The 23,909-nt window shown below is 46.3% G+C and carries 18 protein-coding genes; 16 read left to right on the forward strand and 2 right to left on the reverse strand.

Annotated features, from left to right (window positions below; genetic code table 11):
* Window positions 1-53 precede the first annotated feature (53 nt).
* The 3 genes from groL (at window position 54) to ung (ending at window position 2,743) form a co-directional block, all read left to right on the forward strand.
* Window positions 54-1,694 (forward strand): chaperonin GroEL, encoded by a 1,641-nt coding sequence (gene groL / locus DQN52_RS06120; RefSeq protein WP_003785888.1) that lies wholly within the window; start codon window positions 54-56, stop codon window positions 1,692-1,694.
* A 159-nt stretch (window positions 1,695-1,853) separates the two neighbouring features.
* Window positions 1,854-2,087 carry a putative hemolysin gene (locus tag DQN52_RS06125; protein ID WP_003785889.1) on the forward strand — a complete coding sequence of 78 codons (234 nt, stop codon included), beginning with the start codon at window positions 1,854-1,856 and terminating at the stop codon, window positions 2,085-2,087.
* Window positions 2,084-2,743 carry a uracil-DNA glycosylase gene (ung, locus tag DQN52_RS06130; RefSeq protein ID WP_003785891.1) on the forward strand — a complete coding sequence of 220 codons (660 nt, stop codon included), beginning with the start codon at window positions 2,084-2,086 and terminating at the stop codon, window positions 2,741-2,743. Before DQN52_RS06125 ends, ung begins: the two co-directional genes overlap by 4 nt.
* Window positions 2,744-2,844: 101 nt before the next feature.
* On the opposite strand, the gene DQN52_RS06135 is transcribed toward ung, so the two are convergent.
* Together DQN52_RS06135 and truB are read right to left on the reverse strand one after the other, a co-directional pair.
* Window positions 2,845-3,762, reverse strand: a complete 918-nt coding sequence (locus DQN52_RS06135; RefSeq protein ID WP_003785895.1) for a J domain-containing protein — start codon at window positions 3,760-3,762, stop codon at window positions 2,845-2,847.
* A gap of 16 nt (window positions 3,763-3,778) precedes the next feature.
* Window positions 3,779-4,705, reverse strand: a complete 927-nt coding sequence (truB, locus tag DQN52_RS06140; RefSeq protein ID WP_003785897.1) for a tRNA pseudouridine(55) synthase TruB — start codon at window positions 4,703-4,705, stop codon at window positions 3,779-3,781.
* 84 nt (window positions 4,706-4,789) lie between these two features.
* On the opposite strand from truB, the gene DQN52_RS06145 reads away from it, so the two are divergent.
* From DQN52_RS06145 to DQN52_RS06215, 13 genes are all read left to right on the forward strand, one after another.
* A complete protein-coding gene (locus tag DQN52_RS06145) occupies window positions 4,790-5,758 on the forward strand; it encodes a tRNA dihydrouridine synthase (RefSeq protein ID WP_003785898.1) in 969 nt (322 codons plus the stop codon).
* A gap of 162 nt (window positions 5,759-5,920) precedes the next feature.
* Window positions 5,921-6,631 (forward strand): purine-nucleoside phosphorylase, encoded by a 711-nt coding sequence (gene deoD, locus DQN52_RS06155; RefSeq protein WP_003785900.1) that lies wholly within the window; start codon window positions 5,921-5,923, stop codon window positions 6,629-6,631.
* Window positions 6,632-6,763: 132 nt separating this feature from the next.
* Window positions 6,764-7,861, forward strand: coding sequence for a phospholipase A (locus DQN52_RS06160; protein WP_003785902.1), 1,098 nt, complete (start codon window positions 6,764-6,766; stop codon window positions 7,859-7,861).
* Between the two features lie 84 nt (window positions 7,862-7,945).
* Window positions 7,946-8,599: a DUF502 domain-containing protein gene (locus DQN52_RS06165; protein WP_003785903.1), complete on the forward strand. Its 654-nt coding sequence runs from the start codon at window positions 7,946-7,948 to the stop codon at window positions 8,597-8,599.
* A gap of 41 nt (window positions 8,600-8,640) precedes the next feature.
* Window positions 8,641-9,075, forward strand: a complete 435-nt coding sequence (locus DQN52_RS06170; protein WP_032827623.1) for a DUF29 domain-containing protein — start codon at window positions 8,641-8,643, stop codon at window positions 9,073-9,075.
* A gap of 317 nt (window positions 9,076-9,392) precedes the next feature.
* Window positions 9,393-10,307 carry a glycosyltransferase family 2 protein gene (locus DQN52_RS06175; RefSeq protein WP_230471667.1) on the forward strand — a complete coding sequence of 305 codons (915 nt, stop codon included), beginning with the start codon at window positions 9,393-9,395 and terminating at the stop codon, window positions 10,305-10,307.
* 31 nt (window positions 10,308-10,338) lie between these two features.
* Window positions 10,339-12,147 carry an aspartate--tRNA ligase gene (gene aspS / locus DQN52_RS06180; protein ID WP_003785907.1) on the forward strand — a complete coding sequence of 603 codons (1,809 nt, stop codon included), beginning with the start codon at window positions 10,339-10,341 and terminating at the stop codon, window positions 12,145-12,147.
* A gap of 79 nt (window positions 12,148-12,226) precedes the next feature.
* Window positions 12,227-14,098, forward strand: coding sequence for a M48 family metalloprotease (locus tag DQN52_RS06185; RefSeq protein ID WP_032827624.1), 1,872 nt, complete (start codon window positions 12,227-12,229; stop codon window positions 14,096-14,098).
* A gap of 185 nt (window positions 14,099-14,283) precedes the next feature.
* Complete coding sequence (panD, locus tag DQN52_RS06190; protein ID WP_003785911.1) at window positions 14,284-14,667, forward strand: aspartate 1-decarboxylase; 384 nt, start codon at window positions 14,284-14,286, stop codon at window positions 14,665-14,667.
* Between the two features lie 591 nt (window positions 14,668-15,258).
* Window positions 15,259-19,725 (forward strand): glutamate synthase large subunit, encoded by a 4,467-nt coding sequence (gltB, locus tag DQN52_RS06200; RefSeq protein ID WP_003785913.1) that lies wholly within the window; start codon window positions 15,259-15,261, stop codon window positions 19,723-19,725.
* Between the two features lie 230 nt (window positions 19,726-19,955).
* The gene (locus tag DQN52_RS06205; RefSeq protein ID WP_003785914.1) at window positions 19,956-21,380 is read left to right on the forward strand and encodes an FAD-dependent oxidoreductase; all 1,425 of its coding nucleotides are present in this window, start codon (window positions 19,956-19,958) and stop codon (window positions 21,378-21,380) included.
* 233 nt (window positions 21,381-21,613) lie between these two features.
* Window positions 21,614-23,032, forward strand: coding sequence for a type I glutamate--ammonia ligase (glnA, locus tag DQN52_RS06210; protein ID WP_003785915.1), 1,419 nt, complete (start codon window positions 21,614-21,616; stop codon window positions 23,030-23,032).
* 116 nt (window positions 23,033-23,148) lie between these two features.
* Window positions 23,149-23,907 carry an iron ABC transporter ATP-binding protein gene (locus tag DQN52_RS06215; RefSeq protein WP_003785916.1) on the forward strand — a complete coding sequence of 253 codons (759 nt, stop codon included), beginning with the start codon at window positions 23,149-23,151 and terminating at the stop codon, window positions 23,905-23,907.
* Window positions 23,908-23,909: the final 2 nt, after the last annotated feature.

Consider the following 23,909-nt stretch of genomic DNA (forward strand, 5'->3'; position numbering starts at 1 on the left):
CAGCCTGAAAACGTAAAAAGTTAATTTAATCAAATTTCAAGGAATAAAACAAAATGGCAGCAAAAGACGTTCAATTCGGTACAGAAGTCCGCGCAAAAATGGTTAATGGCGTGAATGTGTTGGCAAACGCAGTTCGCGTAACTTTGGGTCCAAAAGGTCGCAACGTGGTATTAGACCGCTCATTCGGCGGTCCACACATCACCAAAGACGGCGTATCTGTGGCAAAAGAAATTGAATTGAAAGACAAATTTGAAAACATGGGCGCACAAATGGTTAAAGAAGTTGCTTCTAAAACCAATGATGTGGCTGGCGACGGCACAACCACCGCAACCGTGTTGGCGCAAGCGATTGTTGCTGAAGGCATGAAATACGTTACCGCAGGCATGAATCCTACCGATTTGAAACGCGGTATTGACAAAGCAGTGGCGGCTTTGGTTGGCGAATTGGCAAACATCGCGAAACCTTGCGAAACATACGAGCAAATCGCTCAAGTGGGCGCGATTTCTGCGAACTCTGACGAGCAAGTTGGCAAAATCATTGCAGACGCGATGCAAGAAGTCGGCAAAGAGGGCGTGATTACCGTTGAAGACGGCAAATCATTGGAAAACGAGTTAGAAGTGGTTAAAGGTATGCAATTTGACCGTGGCTACTTGTCGCCTTATTTCGTGAATGATTTGGAAAAACAAATCGCTGGTTTGGACAGCCCATTTGTGTTGTTGTTTGACAAAAAAATCAGCAATATCCGTGATTTGTTGCCCGTTTTGGAACAAGTGGCAAAAACCAGCCGCCCATTGTTGATTATCGCGGAAGACGTGGAAGGCGAAGCATTGGCAACTTTGGTTGTAAACAGCATTCGCGGTATTTTGAAAACCGTTGCGGTAAAAGCTCCTGGGTTCGGCGACCGTCGCAAAGCGATGTTGCAAGACATTGCGATTTTGACTGGCGCAACTGTGATTGCCGAAGAAGTGGGCTTGACTTTGGAACAAGCGACTTTGGAACACTTGGGTCAAGCAAAACGCATTGAAATCAGCAAAGAAAACACGACTATTATTGATGGTTTTGGTGACAAAGCAGCCGTTGAAGCGCGTGTTGGCGAAATCCGCAAACAAATTGAAGTGGCAACCAGCGATTACGACAAAGAGAAATTGCAAGAACGTGTAGCGAAATTGGCTGGCGGTGTTGCCGTAATCAAAGTTGGCGCGGCAACTGAAGTGGAAATGAAAGAGAAAAAAGACCGCGTAGACGACGCTTTGCACGCGACTCGTGCGGCAGTTGAAGAAGGCGTGGTTGCTGGTGGTGGCGTGGCTCTGTTGCGTGCGCGTGCTGCGGTTAAATCGGTGGAAACTTCTAACGTTGACCAAGAAGCTGGCGTGAAAATTGTGTTGAAAGCGATTGAATCGCCATTGCGTCAAATCGTGGCGAATGCTGGCGGCGAGCCTAGCGTGGTGGTGAATAAAGTATTGGAAGGTGCGGATAACTTCGGTTACAACGCGGGCAACGATACGTACGGCGATATGATTGCGATGGGTGTGTTAGACCCTGCAAAAGTAACGCGCTCTGCATTGCAACACGCGGCTTCTATCGCTGGTTTGATGCTGACTACTGAGTGCATGATTGCTGACATTCCAGAAGACAAACCTGCTGCGCCTGATATGGGTGGCATGGGCGGAATGGGTGGCATGGGCATGATGTAATGCCTGATGTAATCTGTACGCATTGTCAATAAAACAAAGCAGCCTGCACTTTTTGAATGGGTGCAGGCTGCTTTTGAATATTTCAAATTTATCAACCGAATACACAGCAAATTTTAGTTTTGTAACCATGTGTATTTCAATCCACAAGAAAAAGTAAACATGAAAAAATTAGCCATTTTAGCCGCTGCAACCGCTTTAACTGCCTGCGCTCAAAACGCACCTGAACAAGTAGAAATGGTAGGCATGGCAAACCCAGCCAGCGAATTTTGCGTGAAACAAGGCGGCAAATTAGAGCCACGCAAAGACAAAGACGGCAACGAATACGCAATGTGCCATTTACCAAACGGTCAAGTGATTGAAGAGTGGGAATATTTCCGCGCGAACAACAAATGATGACTTGGGACGATATTCTGCGCGATGAAATGCAGCAGCCGTATTTTCAGCAACTGCTGGCAACGGTGCAGCAAGAGCGTGACAATGGGCAAATGATTTATCCTGCGCCAGATGATGTGTTCAATGCGTTTGCCTACACGCCGTTGGAGCGTGTGAAAGTGGTGATTTTGGGGCAAGACCCGTATCACAATGAACAGCAGGCGCACGGCTTGGCATTTTCGGTGCAGCAGGGTTGTGCTGTTCCGCCGTCTTTAATCAACATTTATAAAGAGTTGGCAAGCGATTTGCCCGATTTCAAGCAGCCTGCACATGGTTGTTTGACGCATTGGGCAGAGCAAGGCGTGTTGTTGTTGAACACGGTTTTGACGGTTCGCGCTCATCAAGCCAATTCGCACGCCAAACTGGGCTGGGAGCGGTTTACCGATTTTGTGGTCGCGCAACTGAATCAACGCGCCGAGCATTTGGTGTTTATGCTATGGGGCAGCCACGCGCAGAAAAAAGGCGCGAATATCAATCGCAATCAGCATTTGGTTTTGACTGCGCCACATCCATCGCCTTTATCGGCATATCGCGGTTTTTTTGGTTGCCGACATTTTTCGCAAGCCAATGATTATTTGCAGCAACATGGTATCGCGCCGATTAATTGGCAGATTTAATTCACTATAACTGATTGGTTTAGCAGGAGGTTTATTAAAAAATCCTTTATAGTTTTAAAGCTATAAAGGATTTTTTTGCATCAAAGCAGCCTGCACTATATTCAATACGACACAGGCGCACTACCGCGTTGCAAATACACCGTTGCTTCACGCTGACCACCTTGCAGCACCACCGTTTCGCTGTTGAGCTGTTCGCCGCCGTCTAGCTGTTGATAGCGAATCGTGTAGCTGCTAGCGTTCAAGTTTTGCAATTCCAACTGGCTGCGCTCGGGGATAAAAAACGTCCGCAGCGGCTCGGTATTGCCCGACACATACAGCTGCGCGAACACATCAGACGAATTGCGGATATTTTCCACATAAATCCGCAAACCGCCCTGCCCTGTGTGAATTGGGTAGCCGTCAATATAGCCAGCCTGTTGCGGAAACGGATTGCCATTAGGCGCAGCAAACGGACGAATATATGCCACGCTCGCTGCCAATGCCACCGTGTTTTCGTTGGGATTGCTTGCCAAAAGTGCAGGCTGCTTTTCGTGGTTTACATCGTTTGGCGTGTTGTCGCTTTTGGGTGCAGATGCGTTCAAAGCAGCCTGCATTTTTTTTGTGTCGGGCGCGTTGTCGCTTTGCGCGGCGAACCAAATCTGCCCAATCAACAACACGGCAAGCAGCAACACCGCCAGCGCAATCGCGCCTGTGTATTTTTTGGGCGACTTCGTTGCGCTGGGCGTGGCTTCGGTTAGTGTAACCACCACATCAGGCATGGCAGGACGGTTGTTTGCCATCGTATCAGCCGCGCGAGTCATGCGTTGCTGGGCAATCCACAAATCGTGTTCGGCGCGTTTTTTGGGGTCGGACAACACTTCATACGCCTGATTGATAAGCTGCATAATGCGGTGAGCGTCAGGGTCAGTGTTCAAATCGGGGTGGTATTGCTTGGACAATCGGCGATAGGCTTGGCGGATTTCGGCTTCGCTGGCATCGGGCGCAAGGTGCAAATTGTCGTAGTGGGTGCGAATCGTCATAAATCAAATCAAAAAATTAAGGGTTTTGGCTGTTTGTGGTGTTCATCAAACGCACCGATTTTAGGCAATGATGATGGCTGAAATATTCAATCAAACCAATAAATTCGCCCGATGTGGCATAGGCGCGTAATGGTGTGTTGCTGGGCAAATCATCGTTCGCCACAAACGGTGCAGACTGCCCAAAACGCAATTTTTTCACGCTTTCGTTGTCCAATTCAATGCGTGGCAAATGTTGTACCAACGCATCGCACGGCAACAACAGCGCATCGCGTTCAGGCTCGCTTAATGCCGACAGCGCGTCCAATGTGTGCGTTTGGGCGATGTGAAAACCTGCGGTTTCGGTGCGGCGCAAAGCGGTCAAGTGGGCAAAGGTGTTCATGTGTTTGGCGATGTCTTCGCTTAATGTGCGGATATACGTCCCCTTGCTGCAACGCACGGCAATGGTGGCAAATGGTGCGGCAAAGTCCAATACATCAATCTGATAAATGGTAATGTCGCGCGGTTTGCGTTCAATCACGATGCCTTTTCGAGCGTATTCATACAGCGGTTTGCCCTCGTGTTTGAGCGCGGAAAACATGGGCGGCACTTGGCGAATATTGCCTGTTAAAGCGGTGCAGGCTGCTTGAAATTCTTCGGGCGCAATGTCGCTGCGAGCGGTGTCAATGATGTCGCCTTCTGCATCGCCTGTGGTGCTGGCTTCGCCCAATTTGAGCGTGGCGGTATAGGCTTTGTCGGCATCCAACAAATATTGCGCGAACTTGGTTGCTTCGCCAAAACACACGGGCAACAAGCCACTTGCCAATGGGTCTAACACGCCTGTGTGTCCTGCTTTTTCGGCGTGAAATGACCGTCTGGCTTGCTGCAATGTGGTGTTGCTGCTAATGCCCAGCGGTTTGTCTAATAATAAAACGCCACTAATGGCGCGTTTGGTCGGTTTGGTCATAGTGAAATAGCTTTAATGAAATGGCACTATTATAGTTCAAAACGGCTATAATACTGATTTAGTTTTCAAGCAGCCTGCACGTTTATGTCCACACCCAAATTGATACTTGCGCCCATGCAAGGACTTTGCGACCCTGTTATGCGTGATTTACTCACCCGAATTGGCGGCTACGATGAATGCGTGAGCGAATTTGTCCGCATTACCCACACCGTGCATTCGCGCCCCACTTGGTTGCGCCATGTGCCAGAAATCGCCACGCAAAATCAAACGTTTTCGGGTGTGCCTTGTGTCACGCAACTGCTGGGCAGCGATGCCGATATGATGGCGCAAAACGCACTAGAAGCCGTTAAACTGGGCGCAAACAAAATTGACTTAAATTTTGGCTGCCCTGCGCCTACGGTAAATAAACATCAAGGCGGTGCGGTGTTGTTGCGCGAACCCGAACGTGTGCGCCACATTGTTGCCACGTTACGCGACCGCTTGCCCAGCCACATCACGCTCACAGCAAAAATGCGTTTGGGATTTGAAAACAAAGAACTCGCTTTGGAAAACGCCCAAGCGATTGAACAAGGCGGCGCGAGTTTGCTCACCGTTCATGCGCGTACCAAAGTGGAAGGCTATCAACCGCCTGCACATTGGGATTGGGTAAACAAAATTCGCCAAGCGGTGCAGATTCCTGTGGTGGCAAATGGCGATGTGTTCACGTTAAGCGATTACCGCGCCATTCGCGAACAAAGCGGTTGCCAAGATGTGATGATTGGACGCGGTGCGGTGATTCGCCCCGACTTGGCGCGACAAATCAAGCAATATTTACACGGACAAACTGTGCAGGCTGCTTGTTTTCATGGTGAAATCATGGACTGGATTCGCTTGTTTTTCGCGCTGTGCCTAGAAAAAGAACCGCAAGGCAAATATGCCATAGCACGGCTCAAACAATGGCTCGGCATGATGCGCGATGCGTATCCCGAAGCCGAAACGCTGTTCCAAGCCATTCGCACGCAACGTGAAGTGGCGGATATTCAAAGAATTTTGCAGAGTTTTGTGGCGGATTGAATGATAATGAAATGAAATAAAAATAGGACAAGGCGACAATGCCTGCCGTGTGTAAATAGCACATAAGGACGTTGGCAACGGCGTACTATTGCGATTTCATTTCACCACATCAATCCAAAGCAGCCTGCACTTTTTGTAACCACTCTATAAAGGAAAACCATCATGGCTACTCCCCACATTGGCGCACCAGCAGGTGCATTTGCAGAAACCGTATTGATGCCAGGCGACCCACTTCGCGCACAATACATTGCCGAAAACTACTTGGAAAATGCCGAACTGGTTACATCGGTTCGTAATATGTATGGCTACACAGGCACATACAAAGGTAAACGCATTTCCATTATGGCACACGGCATGGGCATTCCGTCTTGTTCCATTTATGCCAAAGAATTGATTACCGAATATGGCGTTAAAAACCTGATTCGCATTGGTTCGTGTGGCGCGGTGTTAGATGATGTTCATGTGCGCGATGTGGTGATTGGCTTGGGCGCGAGCACCGACAGCAAAGTCAATCGCACCCGTTTCCGCGACCACGATTTTGCTGCGATTGCCGATTTTGGCATTGTGCAAGCCTTGGTTCAATCTGCCAAAGACAATGGCGTGAATGTGCGCGTAGGCAATATGTTCTCTGCCGATTTGTTTTACAGCCCCGACACGCAAATGACCGAAGTATTGCGTAAATACGGCATTGTGGGCGTGGAAATGGAAGCGGCTGGTATTTATGGTGTGGCTGCTGAATTTGGCGCCAAAGCTGCAACGCTTTGCACCGTGTCTGACCACATCGTGCGCGAAGAATACACCACCGCCGAAGAGCGTCAAACCACGTTCAACGAGATGATGAAAATTGCGTTAGACGCAGCGATTACTTTGTAAACACATCAAAAAGCAGCCTGCACCTTTTGTCCAAATCTTGGATTTGGGTATAAAAGCTGTATGCTGTAGGCAGGCACAACCTTTTAATAAAAGTGCAGGCTGCTTTTTCCCCACAAAACGACATCAAACAAAATGAAAAAAACCGTATTTTTGCTGACTTCGTTCGCACTTTCTGCGCCTATTTATGCTGATAATGGCGCGGCAGCCTGCACCCAAATCACCGATAATGCCGCTCGCTTGGCGTGTTTTGACCAAGCCTATACACAACAAGGCGTTACCCCTAATCCCAACCAATCCAAAAGCGTCGATTTAGTTCGCAGCTACGAAGCCAGCCAAGCCAATCAATCAACCCAAGTCGTGTTTGCTGACCCCAAACAATCGGGCGATTTAACTGCACCGACCGATGCCTACACCCCATTGGCGCAACTGTATGATTTGGAAAAAAACGACCCCAACGGAATTTTAAGTTTGCGCGAACACGAGCCGACTTATATTTTGCCTGCTTGGTATCGCAGCAGCCCCAACTATCGCCCCTATTCGCCCACGCGCGGCTATACCATTAACAACGTGCAAGAAGACCAACTCCACACCGAAGCTAAACTGCAAATTTCTTTAAAAACCAAAGTGATGGAAGATTTGTTCCGCACTCGTGCCGATTTGTGGGTGGGCTACACGCAGCAATCGAACTGGCAGCTTTATAACCAAGGCGAAAAATCTGCACCGTTTCGTAACACCGATTACGCACCCGAAATTTTCTTAACCCAGCCAGTCAAAGCTACGCTGCCATTTGGCGGTAAATTGAGAATGCTGGGCGTGGGCTATATCCACCAATCCAATGGACAATCGCGTCCGATGTCGCGTTCGTGGAATCGCATTTACGCAATGGCTGGCATGGAGTGGGGCAAGCTATCGGTTGTGCCACGTTTGTGGGCGCGAATCGACCCGAAAGGCGAAAACAACGACAACCCCGACATCGCCGATTACATGGGTTATGGCGATGTGAAATTGGCGTATCAGTTTGATGAAAAACACACGCTGTCTTCAACCATTCGCTACAATCCGTTCAAAAATCGTGGCGCAGTGCAAGTCAATTACACCTTTCCGATTATGGGCAAGCTCAAAGCCTATGTGCAGGGCTTTCATGGCTATGGCGAGAGTTTGATTGACTACAACCACAAGCAAACGGGTATTGGTATTGGTGTGTTGTTCAACGGCTGGGACGGCTTGTAATACAAACCAAAAGCAGCCTGCACTTTTCCCACAAAACCGCGTATAATTCGCCGTTTTTGCATCGCAATAAAGGCACACACATTCATGGCAGAAGCATCGTCAGGCGGCATAGGTAAGCTGCTCAAAAAATATTTGATTACGGGTTTATTGGTTTGGTTACCCATAGTCGTAACCGCATGGGTGGTAACCTACATCATAGGCGCAAGCGACAAACTCATCAACTTAATACCAGACCAATTGCGATTAGAAAACTATTTAGGTTTCAAAATCCCTGGTCAAGGTTTTGTGTTAGCCGTGATTGTGTTATTTGTCACAGGCGTATTGGCAGCCAATGTATTAGGACGCAAATTTTTAGAAGGCTGGGATAGCCTGCTTGGGCGCATTCCTGTGGTTAAATCCATTTATTCCAGCGTCAAAAAAGTGTCCGAAAGTTTGCTGTCCGACAATGCACGTTCGTTTAAAACGCCTGTGCTTGTGCCATTTCCGCAACCCAATATTTGGACGATTGCATTTGTATCGGGTGAAGTGCCTCATGCCGTATCGGACGCACTGCCTGAAAAAACAGGTTATGTGTCCGTGTATGTGCCGACCACGCCAAATCCGACTGGCGGCTACTATATTGTGGTGTGCCAAAGCGACATTCGCGAACTGGATATGACGGTGGACGAAGCGTTGAAATATGTGATTTCGTTGGGCATGGTGATGCCTGATGAATTGCCGATTAAAGCAAAAGAATAATGTGCAGGCTGCTTTTGAATAGCCAAACAAAGGAAGAGCCAATGAACACCAATTATCATCATGATCTTGCAGCATGGGCAGCACATCAAGCCGATTTGCTCAAAGCAGGTAGAATGCAAGAGTTAGACGTTGAAAACCTGATTGAAGAAATGCAAGCCATGAGCCGAAAAGAACACCGTGAATTAATGCGCCGAATGGGGATTTTGATTGCCCATTTATTGAAATGGGAATTTCAGCCGACACATCGTGGCAACTCTTGGCGCAGAACGATTAACGACCAACGTCAAGAAATTGCGGATTTATTGGAAGATTCGCCCAGTTTAGCTAATCATTTTGATGATTATGAATGGTTACAAAGGGCGTGGGAGCGTGGCGTTAGACAAGTCGAAACGGAGACAGGTTTAAATCATTTTCCTGATGAAATGATTTGGATAATTTCTGATATTTTGATGAAAGATTTTTTTCAGACAGCCTGAAAACCTAAAAGCAGCCTGAATTTATATTTTATTAATTTAAAACTGTAACAAGAAAGACAAAACTATGCGTACCAACTACTGCGTGTGTGGGTTGGGTCTTAACCCAGCAAATTCTCACATTATCCTATTTCTTGTTATGGTCGTGCCCAAACCTACACAGCCTATTCGTAACAGCTCAATGGCTATTTAACACCATTTAGAAAAAGCAGTTTTTAAGAATAAAGTTGCTTATGCTAGTAAAGTTGCCTGGTATTCGTTAACCGTTACATTTTTTAATATACAAGTCATTAACAACAACCATAAAGGTTAAAATGATTATGGATACATCTTTTTTACCTAATAACTCCAACCCTTTAATTTCAGTCATTATTCCTTGTTACAATTCTGCTTTATATGTAACTGAAACACTAAATAGCATTCTTGCACAAACTATGAACAATTATGAAATCGTTATCATAGATGATGGCTCAACCGATAATACATTGTCGATACTTAAACAATTTGCTCAACAACATTCTCAAATCCAAATAAAAATTATTGAGCAAGAAAATACAAATGTGACTATTGCTAGGGTTAATGCAATCAAACATGCCAGCGGTGTCTATTTATTCTTTTTAGATTCGGACGACAAAATCGCACCGACATATTTTGAAAAAGCAGCAAACTTACTGAACCAACAACCAGAATTATCGTTAATTTATAGTAGAGCACAACATTTTGAAGCAAATACAAATGAAATTTGGTGTGCTAAAAATCCAACTGTTCTTGATATTTTGCAGATACATTGCATGGGAAATGGCATTTGCATGATGGTTCGCAAAAAAGATTATGACGAAGTAGGTGGATTCAACACCGATTTAACTTATGGAGAGGACTGGGAATTTTATATTTCAATGTTAAAGAAAAATAAAAAATTCTATCAAATAGATGAAATTTTATATTTTTATAGAAAAAGAAACACTAAAAATTCAATTTGCGATAGTGTGGATAAGAAAAAAATAGCAAGAAATTTCTTAAAAATATATACGAAGCACATTGATTTTTACGAAGAAAACAATATGTACTTCCATAATTTATTTGATGCGTTTCATCAGCAAAATTGGCAGCAACAAAATTTAGAATTCTTTAATCATAAGAAAAAATACTATAGCAACCCATTGCGAAAATGGTTCTATAAGACTTTTAAATCAAAAAAATACGAAGAGTTACGTAAAAAATACGATATAAATTAACCCAATTAAATTAAACAAGGAAAACAACAATATGCGTACCAACTACTGCGGTCTAATCAGCGAACAATATTTAGACCAAACCGTAACCGTAAAAGGCTGGGTTCATCGCCGCCGCGACCATGGCGGTGTGATTTTCATTGACTTGCGCGACCGCGAAGGTATCGTACAAGTTGTGATTGACCCAGACACGCCCGAAGCATTCAAATTGGCGGATTCAGCGCGTAATGAATTTGTGTTGAGCATTACTGGACGTGTCCGCAACCGCCCAGAGGGCACAAGCAACGACAAAATGATTTCAGGCAAAATTGAAATTTTGGCGAAAGAAATTGAAATCCTGAACGCTGCTGCCACGCCGCCATTTATGATTGACGATGAAAACATCAGCGAAACCGTGCGTTTGACCAATCGCGTGATTGATTTGCGCCGCCCTGTAATGCAAAAAAATCTGCGTTTGCGCTATCAAGTGGCAATGGGCGTGCGCCGTTATTTGGACGCGCAAGGCTTTATTGACATTGAAACGCCAATGCTGACACGCTCAACGCCTGAAGGTGCGCGTGATTATCTCGTGCCTAGCCGCGTTCATGCTGGCGAATTTTTCGCGTTGCCACAATCGCCGCAATTATTCAAACAGTTGTTAATGGTTGCAGGTTTTGACCGCTATTATCAAATTACCAAATGTTTCCGCGATGAAGATTTACGCGCTGACCGCCAGCCTGAATTTACCCAAATCGACTTGGAAACTTCGTTCTTAAACGAAGATGAAATCATGGACATTACCGAAGGCATGGCAAAACAAGTGTTTAAAGACGCTTTGGGTGTGGATTTGGGCGATTTCCCACGCATGGCGTATTGGGACGCGATGTTCAACTACGGTTCGGACAAACCTGATATGCGTATCTCGTTGAAATTTACCGAATTAACCGATTTGATGAAAACGGAAGAATTTAAAGTATTCCGTGGCGCGGCGGATATGAAAGGCGGACGTGTAGTCGCTTTGCGCGTGCCAAATGGTGCGAAATTCAGCCGCAAAGAAATTGACGAATACACGCAATTTGTCGGCATTTACGGCGCGAAAGGCTTGGCATACATCAAAGTAAACGATGTAACCAATTTGTCAAACGGCGAAAATAGCGGTTTACAAAGCCCAATCGTGAAATTCTTGTCGGAAAACGCATTGAAAGAAATCATTGCGCGTACTGGTGCGGAAAATGGCGACATCATTTTCTTCGGCGCGGACAAAGCGAAAGTGGTAAACGAAGCGATTGGCGCATTGCGTATCAAAATCGGTAAAGAACACGGCTTGGAAAACGGCTACTTCGTGGACGAATGGAAACCGTTGTGGGTTGTGGATTTTCCAATGTTTGAATACGACGAAGAAGCTGACCGTTATGTGGCGGTACACCACCCATTTACCGCGCCAAAAGAAGGTCATGTGGGTTTGATGACCAGCGACCCTGAAAAATGCTTGGCTCGCGCTTATGATATGGTGTTGAACGGCTGGGAAATTGGCGGCGGTTCTATCCGTATCCACCGTGCGGATATGCAAGAAAAAGTGTTCGCAGCGTTGAAAATCAGCCCTGAAGAGCAACAAGAGAAATTCGGTTTCTTGTTGGATAACTTGAAATTTGGTGCGCCACCACACGGCGGTTTGGCGTTTGGTTTAGACCGTTTGGTTACGTTGATGACGGGTGCGGAATCGATTCGCGATGTGATTGCATTCCCGAAAACACAACGCGCGCAATGTTTGCTGACGAACGCGCCAAACGCTGTTGATGACAAACAACTGCGCGAATTGCACTTGCGTTTGCGCCAAAAAGCGACTGAACAAAAAGATGCTTAATTTTGTGAAATAGAAAAAGCAGCCTGCACATTTTGTTGATAAATAAAGTGCAGGCTGCTTTTTAAGTATAGTGAATTAAATGAATATAAATCGTATCCAAAACTGCCATTACCAAGCCGCGCGACACCCCAATCTGTATCGTGTGCGCGTGCGGCTGACTGTGTATTTTGGCACGTTGATGTTGTGGCTGATTTGGGCGCTGTATGCGTTGAGCAGCATAACAGCGGTGGGTTTGCTGTTTACCAGTCCATTTGTGGGCGTGTTTCTGCTGTTTTTTGCGACGCCGACCGCTTGGTATTTACTACGCTTCATGTTGACCATGCCAACATACGAGCCACCGCGTGGTATTTGCGCTCTAGAATCGCAATATCCCACTTTGTATGCCCAAATGCGCGACATCGCCCAAAAAATCCAGCAAAAACCTGCACATCGCATTCATTTTATCGATAATGTTGATGCCAGCCTACACTGTCAGCCACGTTGGTGCGGTTGGTTGGGTATGCGTAACACTTTGGTTTTGGGCGTGCCTGTGATTGCCGCGCTCAATCAAGAGCAGTTACGCAGCGTTATCGCGCGTCAGCTTGCGTTTGCGCCGTTCAATCATTTGAGTGTAACCATCGATAAACACTGCACGCGTTGGCGTTGGGCGCAAGACTATTTAACCGAAAACCGCAGTATTTTTCGCTTTATCATGCCGCATTTTATGGCGTATTTTGATGATATTGTGCATCCGCTTTCACATCAAAACTCGTTTGCGGCGGAACGTGTCGCAGCGGCAGCGACTTCGGTTAATGCAATCGCCCAAGCGCGTGGCAATATTCAACTGGCTGGCGATTACGAACGCGAATATTGGCAAAAGTTTTGGCAACAAACCGACCACGTTGGTAAGCCAGAACCCATGCCGTTTCAAGATTTAATCGCGCAATTGTGCAGGCTGCCTGATTATTGTGCCGATTTATCGCAACGCTTAAATCAACTGATGCAAGCGCGAAGCACGGTGGACGACCAAATTCCTGCCTTGCGCGATGCGTATGAAGAATTGGGCGTGTACAGCCGTTTGCGATGGGCAACAGACAAAGATTCTGCATTGCTGTGGTTGGACGAGCGTTTGCCCAATTTAATCCAACAGATGAATCAAACGTGGTGGGAGAATGCCGCCGATAACTGGCAAGAATCCTACGATGAAGCCACGCAAGAACAAAACCGCTTGATTGAATTACAAAACCAAACCGAACCTTTATCGTTGGACGAAAGCATAGAGCAAGCTTTATTAACCGAGCGTTATCGCGATAAGGCGGCAGCGTTGCCTTTGTTTTACGCTTTGTATCAACGCGAACCATCGGCAAAACACGCTTTTCATTATGGGCGTGTGTTGTTGGCACAAAACAATGCGGATGGCATTTTGTATTTGCGCCAATGTCGTGCCGATACACAAGACCGCAGTTTTGCAGCAGCCAGTTGGCTGGTAGAAGCGCAATATCATGGCGAAAATGGGCGAACTGACGCAGCAAACTCTTGCGAACAAGCCTTCGTCAAACAACGCGAGCAAGACGAGTTAAACCAACATCAACGCAATCATATTGAAGCGTTTGATGAATTTCAAACAGCGCGTTTGTCGGACGATGAACGGCAAACGTGGCAACAGCGTTTTGCGCAAATCAAGAATGTGAAGCGTGTTTACTGGGTGGAAAAAGCGGATTTGGTTCAGCCAGAACAGCCGTTTTATGTGATTGTGTTTGAAATGCAGTTTACGTTGATTGCATCTGAACGCGCCGAAATAGCCGAGCAAGTGTCCAAGCAACTGGCAGAGCAATTACAGACGTTGGCGCACGATTGGATATTGCTCAACCCCAAAGCCTTGCCCGACCGCACTTGGTATCGGATTCGGCAAGTGGAAAAGGGTTTGCTGTATCAGAAGTCTAAACATGGCAAAAATCGTAAGTTGTGGTAGGGTTTATTTTGTCGTGTAAAAAGCAGCCTGCACTTTTTGTCCAAATCTTTGATTTGGGTATAAAAGAAGTATACCGTAGGCGGCGTAGCCTTTAAACAAAAAGTGCAGGCTGCTTTTTTAAAATAGACAATCCAATCACGTAAACAGTACAATATCACCCTTTCTATTTTTGATGATTTTTCATTATGTTTCGCACATTATTAGGCAGCAAAATCCACCGCGCCATTGTTACCCAAGCCGACTTAAACTATGTTGGCAGCATCACCATCGACCAAGACTTGCTGGACGCAGCAGGCATTTTGGTAAACGAAAAAGTACAAGTCGTTAATAACAACAACGGCGAACGCTTTGAAACTTATGCTATTTCTGGCGAACGCGGCAGCGGCGTGATTTGCTTAAACGGCGCAGCGGCGCGATTGGTGCAAGCAGGCGATGTGGTCATTATTATGTCGTATGTAACCCTATCCGAACCCGAAATCGCCAGCCACGAACCCACCGTTGTGCTGTTGGACGAAAACAATAAAATCCGCGATATTATTCACTACGAGCCTGCGCAAACGATTTTGTAAACACATAAAAAAAGCAGCCTGCACTTTTGTTGATTAAAAGTGCAGGCTGCTTTTATAGTGCTTTAAATTTAAAGCACTATTGATTTGGCTATACGGCATCTTATAGTGCTTTAAATTTAGATTAGTACAGCGTTGCCAACTCCCTTATGTACTAGATGTACACGGCGGTCGTTGTCGCCTTGTCCTAATCTAAATTTAAAACACTATATTCATCACATTGTCTCATCACAGACACGCTATCAATATCAAAGCAGCCTGCACATCACGCATACTCTTTTTTTGAAATTAAATTTCTTAAAATCGTTTTACATTCTTTTTGCAGAAATAATAAAAATTCAAATTAAAATCAAAATGTTATCTAAAAATATCAATAATTCAATTTATTTAATAGTAAATTTTTTTGACATTCTATTACAAATTATGTAAATTAAATCCACAAAATGTAGTCAGAGACTACATTGTTACAATTGCTAATATAACTTTTTGATTTTTATCTATTTAACCCAAGTTGAAAATGTATTTAAAAAGTAAATTGTCTCTCGAAAGTTGTAATTTGATTACAAAATAAACCACTACTGAAAGTCCCACCATATGAACCAACTCTACGACCGCACGTTTGAAAAAGACAACTGCGGCTTTGGCTTAATCGCCAATATTGACGGCGTGCAGAGCCACAAAGTTGTCCGCAACGCCATTTTGGGTTTATCGCGTATGCAGCACCGTGGCGCGATTTTGTCTGACGGCAAAACAGGCGACGGCTGCGGCTTGTCGTTGCAAATGCCTGAAAGTTTCTTCCGCACGATTGCCAATGAACAACAGTTTGCGTTGGCGAAAAATTTTGCGGTTGGGCAAATTTTTCTGCCGCAAGATGAAGCACTTGCCGCGCAATACATCACGATTATCAATGAAGAATTAACACGCGAAACGCTAGGCGTAGCGGCGTGGCGCGATGTGCCGACCAATCCAAACGTATTGGGCGAAATCGCGTTGGCAGATATGCCATTGATTAAACAAGTTTTTGTCAATGCGCCAAATGGCTGGCGCAGCGTGGATTTGCAACGCCGTTTGTTTGTGGCGCGTCGTCGCATTGAAAAACGCATTGACCACGACGATTTTTATATTTGTTCGCTTTCTAATCAAACCATTATCTACAAAGGTTTGTGTATGCCGAAAGATTTGCCTAAATTTTATTTAGATTTGGGTGATTTGCGTATGCAATCCGCTATCTGTTTGTTTCATCAACGCTTTTCAACCAATACCATGCCGCGCTGGAAATTGGCGCAACCGTTCCGCTATTTAGCGCACAACGGCGAAATCAACACAATTTCAGGCAACCGCGCTTGGGCTCGCGCTCGCGCCCACAAATACCACACGCCATTGATTCCCGATTTGCAAACCGCCGCGCCGTTTGTGAATGAAACAGGTTCAGATTCCAGCTCTATGGACAATATGTTGGAAGTGTTGGTTTGTGGCGGCATGGATTTGTTCCGCGCCATGCGTTTGCTTGTGCCGCCTGCTTGGCAAAATAACCCCGACATGGACGACGATTTACGCGCATTCTACGATTTCAATTCCATGCACATGGAACCGTGGGACGGTCCAGCAGGGATTGTGTTGTCGGACGGACGCTATGCAGCCTGTAATCTTGACCGCAACGGTTTGCGCCCAGCGCGTTTTGTGATTACGCACGACCGTTTGATTACGATTGCGTCTGAAGTCGGCATTTGGGATTACGCGCCCGATGAAGTGGCGGAAAAAGGTCGCGTTGGACCGGGCGAATTGCTCGTAATTGACACGAAAAACGGTAAATTGCTGCATTCGCACGAAATTGACAACGAATTACGCAATCGCCACCCATACCGTGCTTGGTTGGATAAAAATGTGATGCGTTTAGTGCCATTTGAGCAACTGCCCGACAGCGAAGTTGGCGAAGCGGCAATGGACGATAAGACGTTAAAAATTTACCAAAAACAATTCTTGTACGATTTGGAAGAATTGGAAAGTACCTTGCGCGTAGCTGGCGACGATGGCTATGAAGCGGTTGGCTCTATGGGCGACGACGCGCCATTTGCGGTGCTGTCGGAACGTCATCGCGTGGTGTACGACTATTTCCGCCAATATTTCGCCCAAGTTACCAATCCACCGATTGATCCATTGCGTGAAGCCCATGTGATGAGTTTGACGACCAGCATTGGGCGCGAAATGAGCGTGTTTTTTGAAGCCGAAGGTATGAGCAGCCGCGTGAATTTCAAATCGCCTGTGTTGTTGTATTCGGATATGCAACAAATTTTCAGGCTGCCTGAAAGCGATTACCGCCACCAAATCATTGACGCGACTTATAATCCTGACGAATGCAGCTTGAAACAAGCGGTTGAGCAATTATGTCAATCGGCGGAGCAAGCAGTGCAAAATGGCGCAGTGTTGCTGATTATTTCCGATAAAAATATTGCGGAAAATCGCCAACCGATTCCAATGCCGTTTGCCGTTGGTGCGGTGCAAAATAATTTGGTAAACAAGCAATTACGTTGCGATGCCAATATTATTGTGGAAACGGCAGAAGCGCGAAATCCACATCATTTTGCGGTGTTGATTGGCTTGGGTGCGACGGCGGTTTATCCGTATTTGGCGTACGAAAGTTTGGCGAACATGGTCAAAGTCGGCGCAATTCAAAAACCGTTGCGCGTGGTTACGCAAAATTTCCGCAATAGCATTAACAAAGGCTTGTACAAAATCATGTCCAAAATGGGCATTTCGTGCGTGTCGTCTTATCGTTGTGCGCGATTATTTGAAAATGTCGGTTTAGGTAAAGAAATCAGCGAATTATGTTTCCCTGAAATGACCAGTCGCGTAGCAGGTGCAACGTTTGCCGATTTGGACGAAAAAATCACGCAAACACGCCAAAATGCTTGGCGCAGCAGCGTGAATGTGGACGCTGGTGGCTACCTGAAATTCAAACCACAAGGCGAATACCACGCCTATAATCCCGATGTGGTAAACAGCATTCAGGTAGCCTGTAACTCTGGCGATTACAACAAATACAAAATTTATCGTGATTTTGTCAATAATCGTCCTGTGATGTCTATTCGCGATATGTTCTGCTTGAAAACCGAACAATGTCAGCCGATTGAATTGGACAAAGTTGAGCAACCTGAAAACTTATACAAACGCTTTGACAGCGCGGCGATGTCTATTGGCGCGTTGAGTCCTGAAGCGCACGAAAGTTTGGCGATTGCCATGAACCGTTTGGGCGGCTTCTCCAATTCAGGCGAAGGTGGCGAAGACCTTGCGCGTTACGGCACAGAAAAAGTGTCGCGCATTAAACAAGTCGCATCTGGGCGTTTTGGCGTTACGGCGGCGTATTTGATGAGCGCGGACGTAATCCAAATTAAAGTGGCACAAGGCGCGAAACCAGGTGAAGGCGGTCAATTACCGGGCGATAAAGTTACGCCATACATCGCGCAACTGCGTTATGCCGTCCCCGGTTCTACGCTGATTTCGCCGCCGCCACATCACGACATTTATTCTATTGAAGATTTGGCGCAACTGATTTTTGACTTGAAACAAATCAATCCAAAAGCCTTGATTTCTGTGAAATTGGTGTCGCTGCCGGGCGTTGGCACGATTGCGACTGGCGTGGCAAAAGCGTATGCTGATTTAATCACGATTTCGGGCTACGACGGCGGCACAGGCGCGTCGCCATTGACGAGTGTGAAATACGCAGGCAGCCCTTGGGAATTGGGTTTGGCGGAAGCGCAACAGGCTTTGGTGGAAAACAATTTGCGCCACAAAGTGCGTTTGCAAGTGGACGGCGGTTTGAAAACAGGCTTGGACGTGGTTAAGGCAGCCATTTTGGGCGCGGAAAGTTTCGGTTTCGGTACGGGACCTATGGTGGCGTTGGGTTGTCGTTATTTGCGGATTTGCCATTTGAATAATTGCGCGACGGGTATCACCACCCAAGACGACGCATTACGCAGCAAACATTTCCACGGCGACGCGGAAAAAGCGATGAATTACTTTAAATTTATCGCGCAAGATGTGCGTGAAATTTTGGCGAGCTTGGGCGTGAATAAATTGACAGATTTGATTGGCAGAACGGATTTGCTGGAAATCATTGAAGGCAAAACGGCGCAACAACGCGGTTTGGATTTGAGTAAATTGTTGTATTCGCCAAAAATCCCTGCTGGCAGCGCACCGTACAACACGCAACGCAACGACCCATTTGACCAAGGTTTGTTAAATAAAGCGATTATGGGCGAAGTGCAGGCTGCTTTTGAAGCTGGCGAAAGCCGTAAAATGTCTTTTGATATTAGCAATTTAGACCGTTCTGTCGGTGCAACGCTTTCAGGCAGCATTGCGAAATTGCACGGCAACGCTGGCAAACGTGGTCAAGAATTTACAATCAATTTGAACGGCACGGCTGGACAAAGTTTGGGCGTGTGGTTGGCTGGCGGCGTGTCGTTGCATTTGACTGGTGATGCGAATGACTATGTCGGCAAAGGCATGGGCGGTGGCGTGATTAGCATTCGTCCGCATAATGGCGTGTCGTTCCAATCGCACAAAGCGACGATTGTTGGCAACACTTGTTTGTATGGCGCGACTGGCGGCGAATTGTTTGCAGCTGGACGTGCTGGCGAGCGTTTTGCGGTTCGCAATTCGGGCGCAACGGCAGTGGTTGAAGGCATTGGTGACAATGGTTGCGAATACATGACGGGTGGCGTGGTAACGGTGTTGGGTAAAACAGGCATCAACTTCGGCGCAGGTATGACAGGCGGATTTGCTTACATTTTGGACATGGACGGCAAATTCAAAGGGCGCATTAACGGCGAAATGGTGGAAGGCTTATCCATTACCGATTTGCCGCAACACCAAGAGCATTTGCGTGGATTGGTTGCGCGACACGTTGAATTGACGCATAGCAGCATTGGCGAACAGGTTTTGGCGGACTGGGAAAATTATGTTGGCAAATTTGTGTTGGTTAAACCCAAAGCCAATGATGTGAACGCGCTGCTCGGACACAAACGCCGTAGCGTGTTGGAATTGCGTCAGATTACCGCGTAAGTGTTTTTCAGGTAGCCTGAAAATACACGGCATTTGCTCCCTCTCCTGTGGGAGAAGGTTAGGGAGAGGGCAAAATGTCAGGCATAAGAAATGGTTGTTTAGTGCAACGGTTTTCCCTCTCCCTAGCCCTATCCCAAAGGAGAGGGAACAGATTGCTGTTGATTTAAACATTTCTTATGTAATCTTTCAGGCAGCCTGAAACCAAAAAAATAACATTCAAGGAACAAACCATGTCCAAAGAAAATATTTATCAATTTATTGATTTGCCGCGTACCGACCCACAGAAAATCCCGTTGGCAAATCGCAAAAAAGAATTTATAGAAATTTATCAAGCCTTTACCGATACGCAAGCGCAAAGCCAAGCCGACCGTTGTTTGGCGTGTGGCAATCCGTATTGCCAAAACAAATGTCCATTGCACAACAATATCCCGAATTGGCTGCGTTTAGCCAACGAAGGGCGCATTATTGAAGCGGCGGAATTGGCACATTCAACTAACACGCTGCCTGAAGTTTGCGGACGTGTTTGCCCACAAGACCGCTTGTGCGAAGGCGATTGCACACTCAATGCCGAATTTGGCGCGGTAACGATTGGCAATATTGAAAAATACATTACCGAAAAAGCCTTTGAAATGGGCTGGAAACCAAGCATTCAAGCGGAAAAAACAGGCAAAAAAGTTGCCGTGATTGGCGCGGGTCCTGCGGGTTTGGGTTGCGCGGATATTTTGATTCGCAATGGCGTAGATGTTACCGTTTACGAACGCCAACAAGAAATTGGCGGTTTACTGACATTCGGTATTCCCGCATTTAAATTAGAAAAAGAGGTAATGCGTCGCCGCCGAGAATTATTCAGCGAAATGGGCGTGGCATTTGCATTGGGCGTAGAAATTGGCAAAGACATTCAACTAAATGATTTGGTGAATCAATATGATGCGGTATTTCTGGGCGTAGGCACATACAAAGGCATGACGGCAAATATTCCCAATGAAAACGCGGCTGGTGTGTATTCCGCTTTGCCGTTTTTGATTGGCAATACGCAAAATTTGTTGAATTTGGACGCGCCTGAATATGTGAGCATGGCTGGTAAGCGCGTGGTGGTGTTGGGCGGTGGCGACACGGCAATGGACTGCGTTCGCACATCGGTTCGTCAAGGCGCGGCGGAAGTTACCTGCGTGTATCGCCGCGACGCTGCGAATATGCCCGGTAGCAAAAAAGAATACATCAACGCGAAAGAAGAAGGCGTAGCGTTCCAATTCAACGCGCAACCTGTGCAAATTGAAGCCGAGCCAGTTGCCGTGCAAACCGATGAAAGCGGCAAAGTTACAGGCATTCAAATTGTTCGCACGCAAATGGGCGAGCCTGACGAAAACGGTCGCCGCCGCGCCGAAGTGATTTCAGGCAGCGAAGAAGTGATTGCTTGTGATGCGGTGATTGTGGCGTTTGGTTTTGCGCCGCATGAAATGGCGTGGTTGGTGAGCGTGAATGTGGCGACCGATAATCGCGGCAGAATTGCACGTTCAGGCAGCCTGAAACAGCAAACGTCTAATGAAAAAATCTTTGCTGGCGGCGATATTACGCGCGGTTCGGATTTAGTGGTTACGGCGATTGCGGAAGGTCGCACGGCGGCGGAAAGTATTTTGGAATATTTGGGCGTGTGAATTTGCAGGCTACCTGAATGTAATTTAATTTCCAAAAACAAACCAAAAGAAAACCAAAATTCGCAATAATTTAATCAAATTAAAGTAATTTAATTATATTAGTTTCAAAAAAAATGAATTTTTAGTAAAAAAATTACAATAAATTCACAAAATCGGTTGAAATGTAACGGTGCTAGTGGCACAATTCATTTACACCATTTAACTCACTTTAACTAATCACTAGGAGCAATGCCATGTCTATCAAAGATGTAGTAAAAATGATTGAGGACAACGATGTCCGTTTTGTTGATTTGCGCTTTACCGACACCAAAGGCAAGCAACATCATTTCACGATTCCAGCGCGTGTTGTGTTGGAAGACCCAGAAGAATGGTTTGAAAATGGTCAAGCGTTTGACGGCTCGTCAATCGGCGGCTGGAAAGGCATTCAAGCGTCTGATATGCAGTTGCGCCCTGACGCGACAACCGCATTTATTGACCCATTTTACGATGATGCAACGGTTGTTTTGACTTGTGATGTGATTGACCCAGCGGACGGCAAAGGTTACGACCGCGACCCACGTTCTATCGCCAAACGCGCCGAAGCGTATTTGAAATCATCAGGCATTGGCGATACGGCTTTCTTTGGTCCTGAACCTGAATTTTTCGTATTTGACGGTGTGGCATTTGAAACGCACATGGACAAAGCGCGTTTTGAAATCACTTCTGAAACAGGCGCATGGTCTAGCGGCAAACATTTTGACGGTCAAAACACAGGTCATCGCTCAACCGTAAAAGGCGGTTACGCGCCTGTTGCGCCTGTGGACGCGGGTCAAGATTTGCGTTCGGCAATGGTTCGTATTTTGGAAGAAATCGGCATTCCTGTGGAAGTTCATCACGGCGAAGTGGCAACTGGTTCGCAAATGGAAATCGGCACAAAATTCAGCACATTGGTTAAACGCGCTGACTGGACGCAAGATTTGAAATACGTTGTATGGAATACGGCACACAATTTCGGCAAAACGGCAACTTTCATGCCAAAACCATTGATGGGCGACAACGGTAGCGGTATGCACGTTCACCAATCTATTTGGAAAGACGGCAAAAACTTGTTCTCTGGCGACGGCTACGCTGGTTTGAGCGAAACGGCATTGTTCTACATCGGCGGCATCATCAAACACGCCAAAGCGTTGAATGCGATTACCAATCCTTCTACCAATTCATACAAGCGTTTGGTGCCACACTTTGAAGCCCCTGTGAAATTGGCGTATTCTGCGAAAAACCGTTCTGCGTCAATCCGTATTCCTGCGGTAACTAGCCCGAAAGCGGTTCGCATTGAAGCGCGTTTCCCAGACCCAATGGCTAACCCATACTTGGCGTTTGCGGCATTGTTGATGGCTGGCTTGGACGGCATTCAAAACAAAATCCACCCTGGCGACCCTGCAACGAAAAACTTGTACGATTTGCCACCAGAAGAAGATGCTCAAGTGCCAACCGTGTGCGCATCTTTGGACGAAGCGTTGAAAGCGTTGAAAGAAGACCACGAGTTCTTGACTCGCGGCGGTGTGTTTAGCCAAGATTGGATTGACAGCTACATCGCGTTCAAAGAAGAAGATGTACGCCGTATGCAAATGGCTCCGCATCCGTTGGAATTTGAAATGTATTACTCTTTGTAATCATGTGATTGCATGATTTGAAATATGCAGGCTGCCTGAAAGATATTTCTTTTTCAGGCAGCCTGCAATTTTTGTTATACAATTCGCCAATTATTCTCAAAACAAGGCAACTTTGAATGATTGAAATCAAAAACGTCTCCCACAAAATTGGCGAACAGCAAATTTTAAATAATGTGTCTTTGAATATTCCGCAAAACGGCATTACCGCGCTGATTGGCGCAAACGGTGCTGGCAAATCCACGCTGATGTCGTTTATGGCGCGGTTGCAGCCGTTGGTTTCAGGCAGCATTGCGTACAATGGGCGCGATTTGGCAACTACGCCAACGGCTGATGTGGCGAAAATTTTGGCGATTTTGACGCAGGAAAACAGCATTCACAGCCGCATTTCCGTGCGTGATTTGCTGCTGTTTGGGCGTTATCCGTATCATCAGGGGCGACCGACTGACGAAGATAAAGCGATTGTAGAACAAGCGATTGTGCAATTTCAGCTTGAACCGTTGGCACAGCGTTATTTGACCGAATTGTCGGGCGGACAACGCCAACGCGCCTTAATCGCCATGGTGTTTTGTCAAAGCACGGAATATGTGTTGCTGGACGAGCCGTTGAATAATTTGGATATGTATTACGCGAAAAATTTAATGCAGCTTTTGCGCGAATTGACGCATGAACACAATCGCACAACTGTGGTTGTGTTGCACGACATCAATATGGCGGCGGCGTATGCGGATTATGTGATTGCGATGCAGAAAGGCGAAGTGAAATTTTCAGGCAGCCCCGAAGAAGTGTTTACAGTTGAAAATATTAAAGAATTGTTTGATATGGAGGTGGAAGTGTTAGACCACAAAGGGAAAAAATTGATTGTTCATCATATTTAAAT

Origin of the sequence: Kingella kingae (genome assembly GCF_900475905.1) — a bacterium.
Lineage (GTDB): Bacteria > Pseudomonadota > Gammaproteobacteria > Burkholderiales > Neisseriaceae > Kingella > Kingella kingae.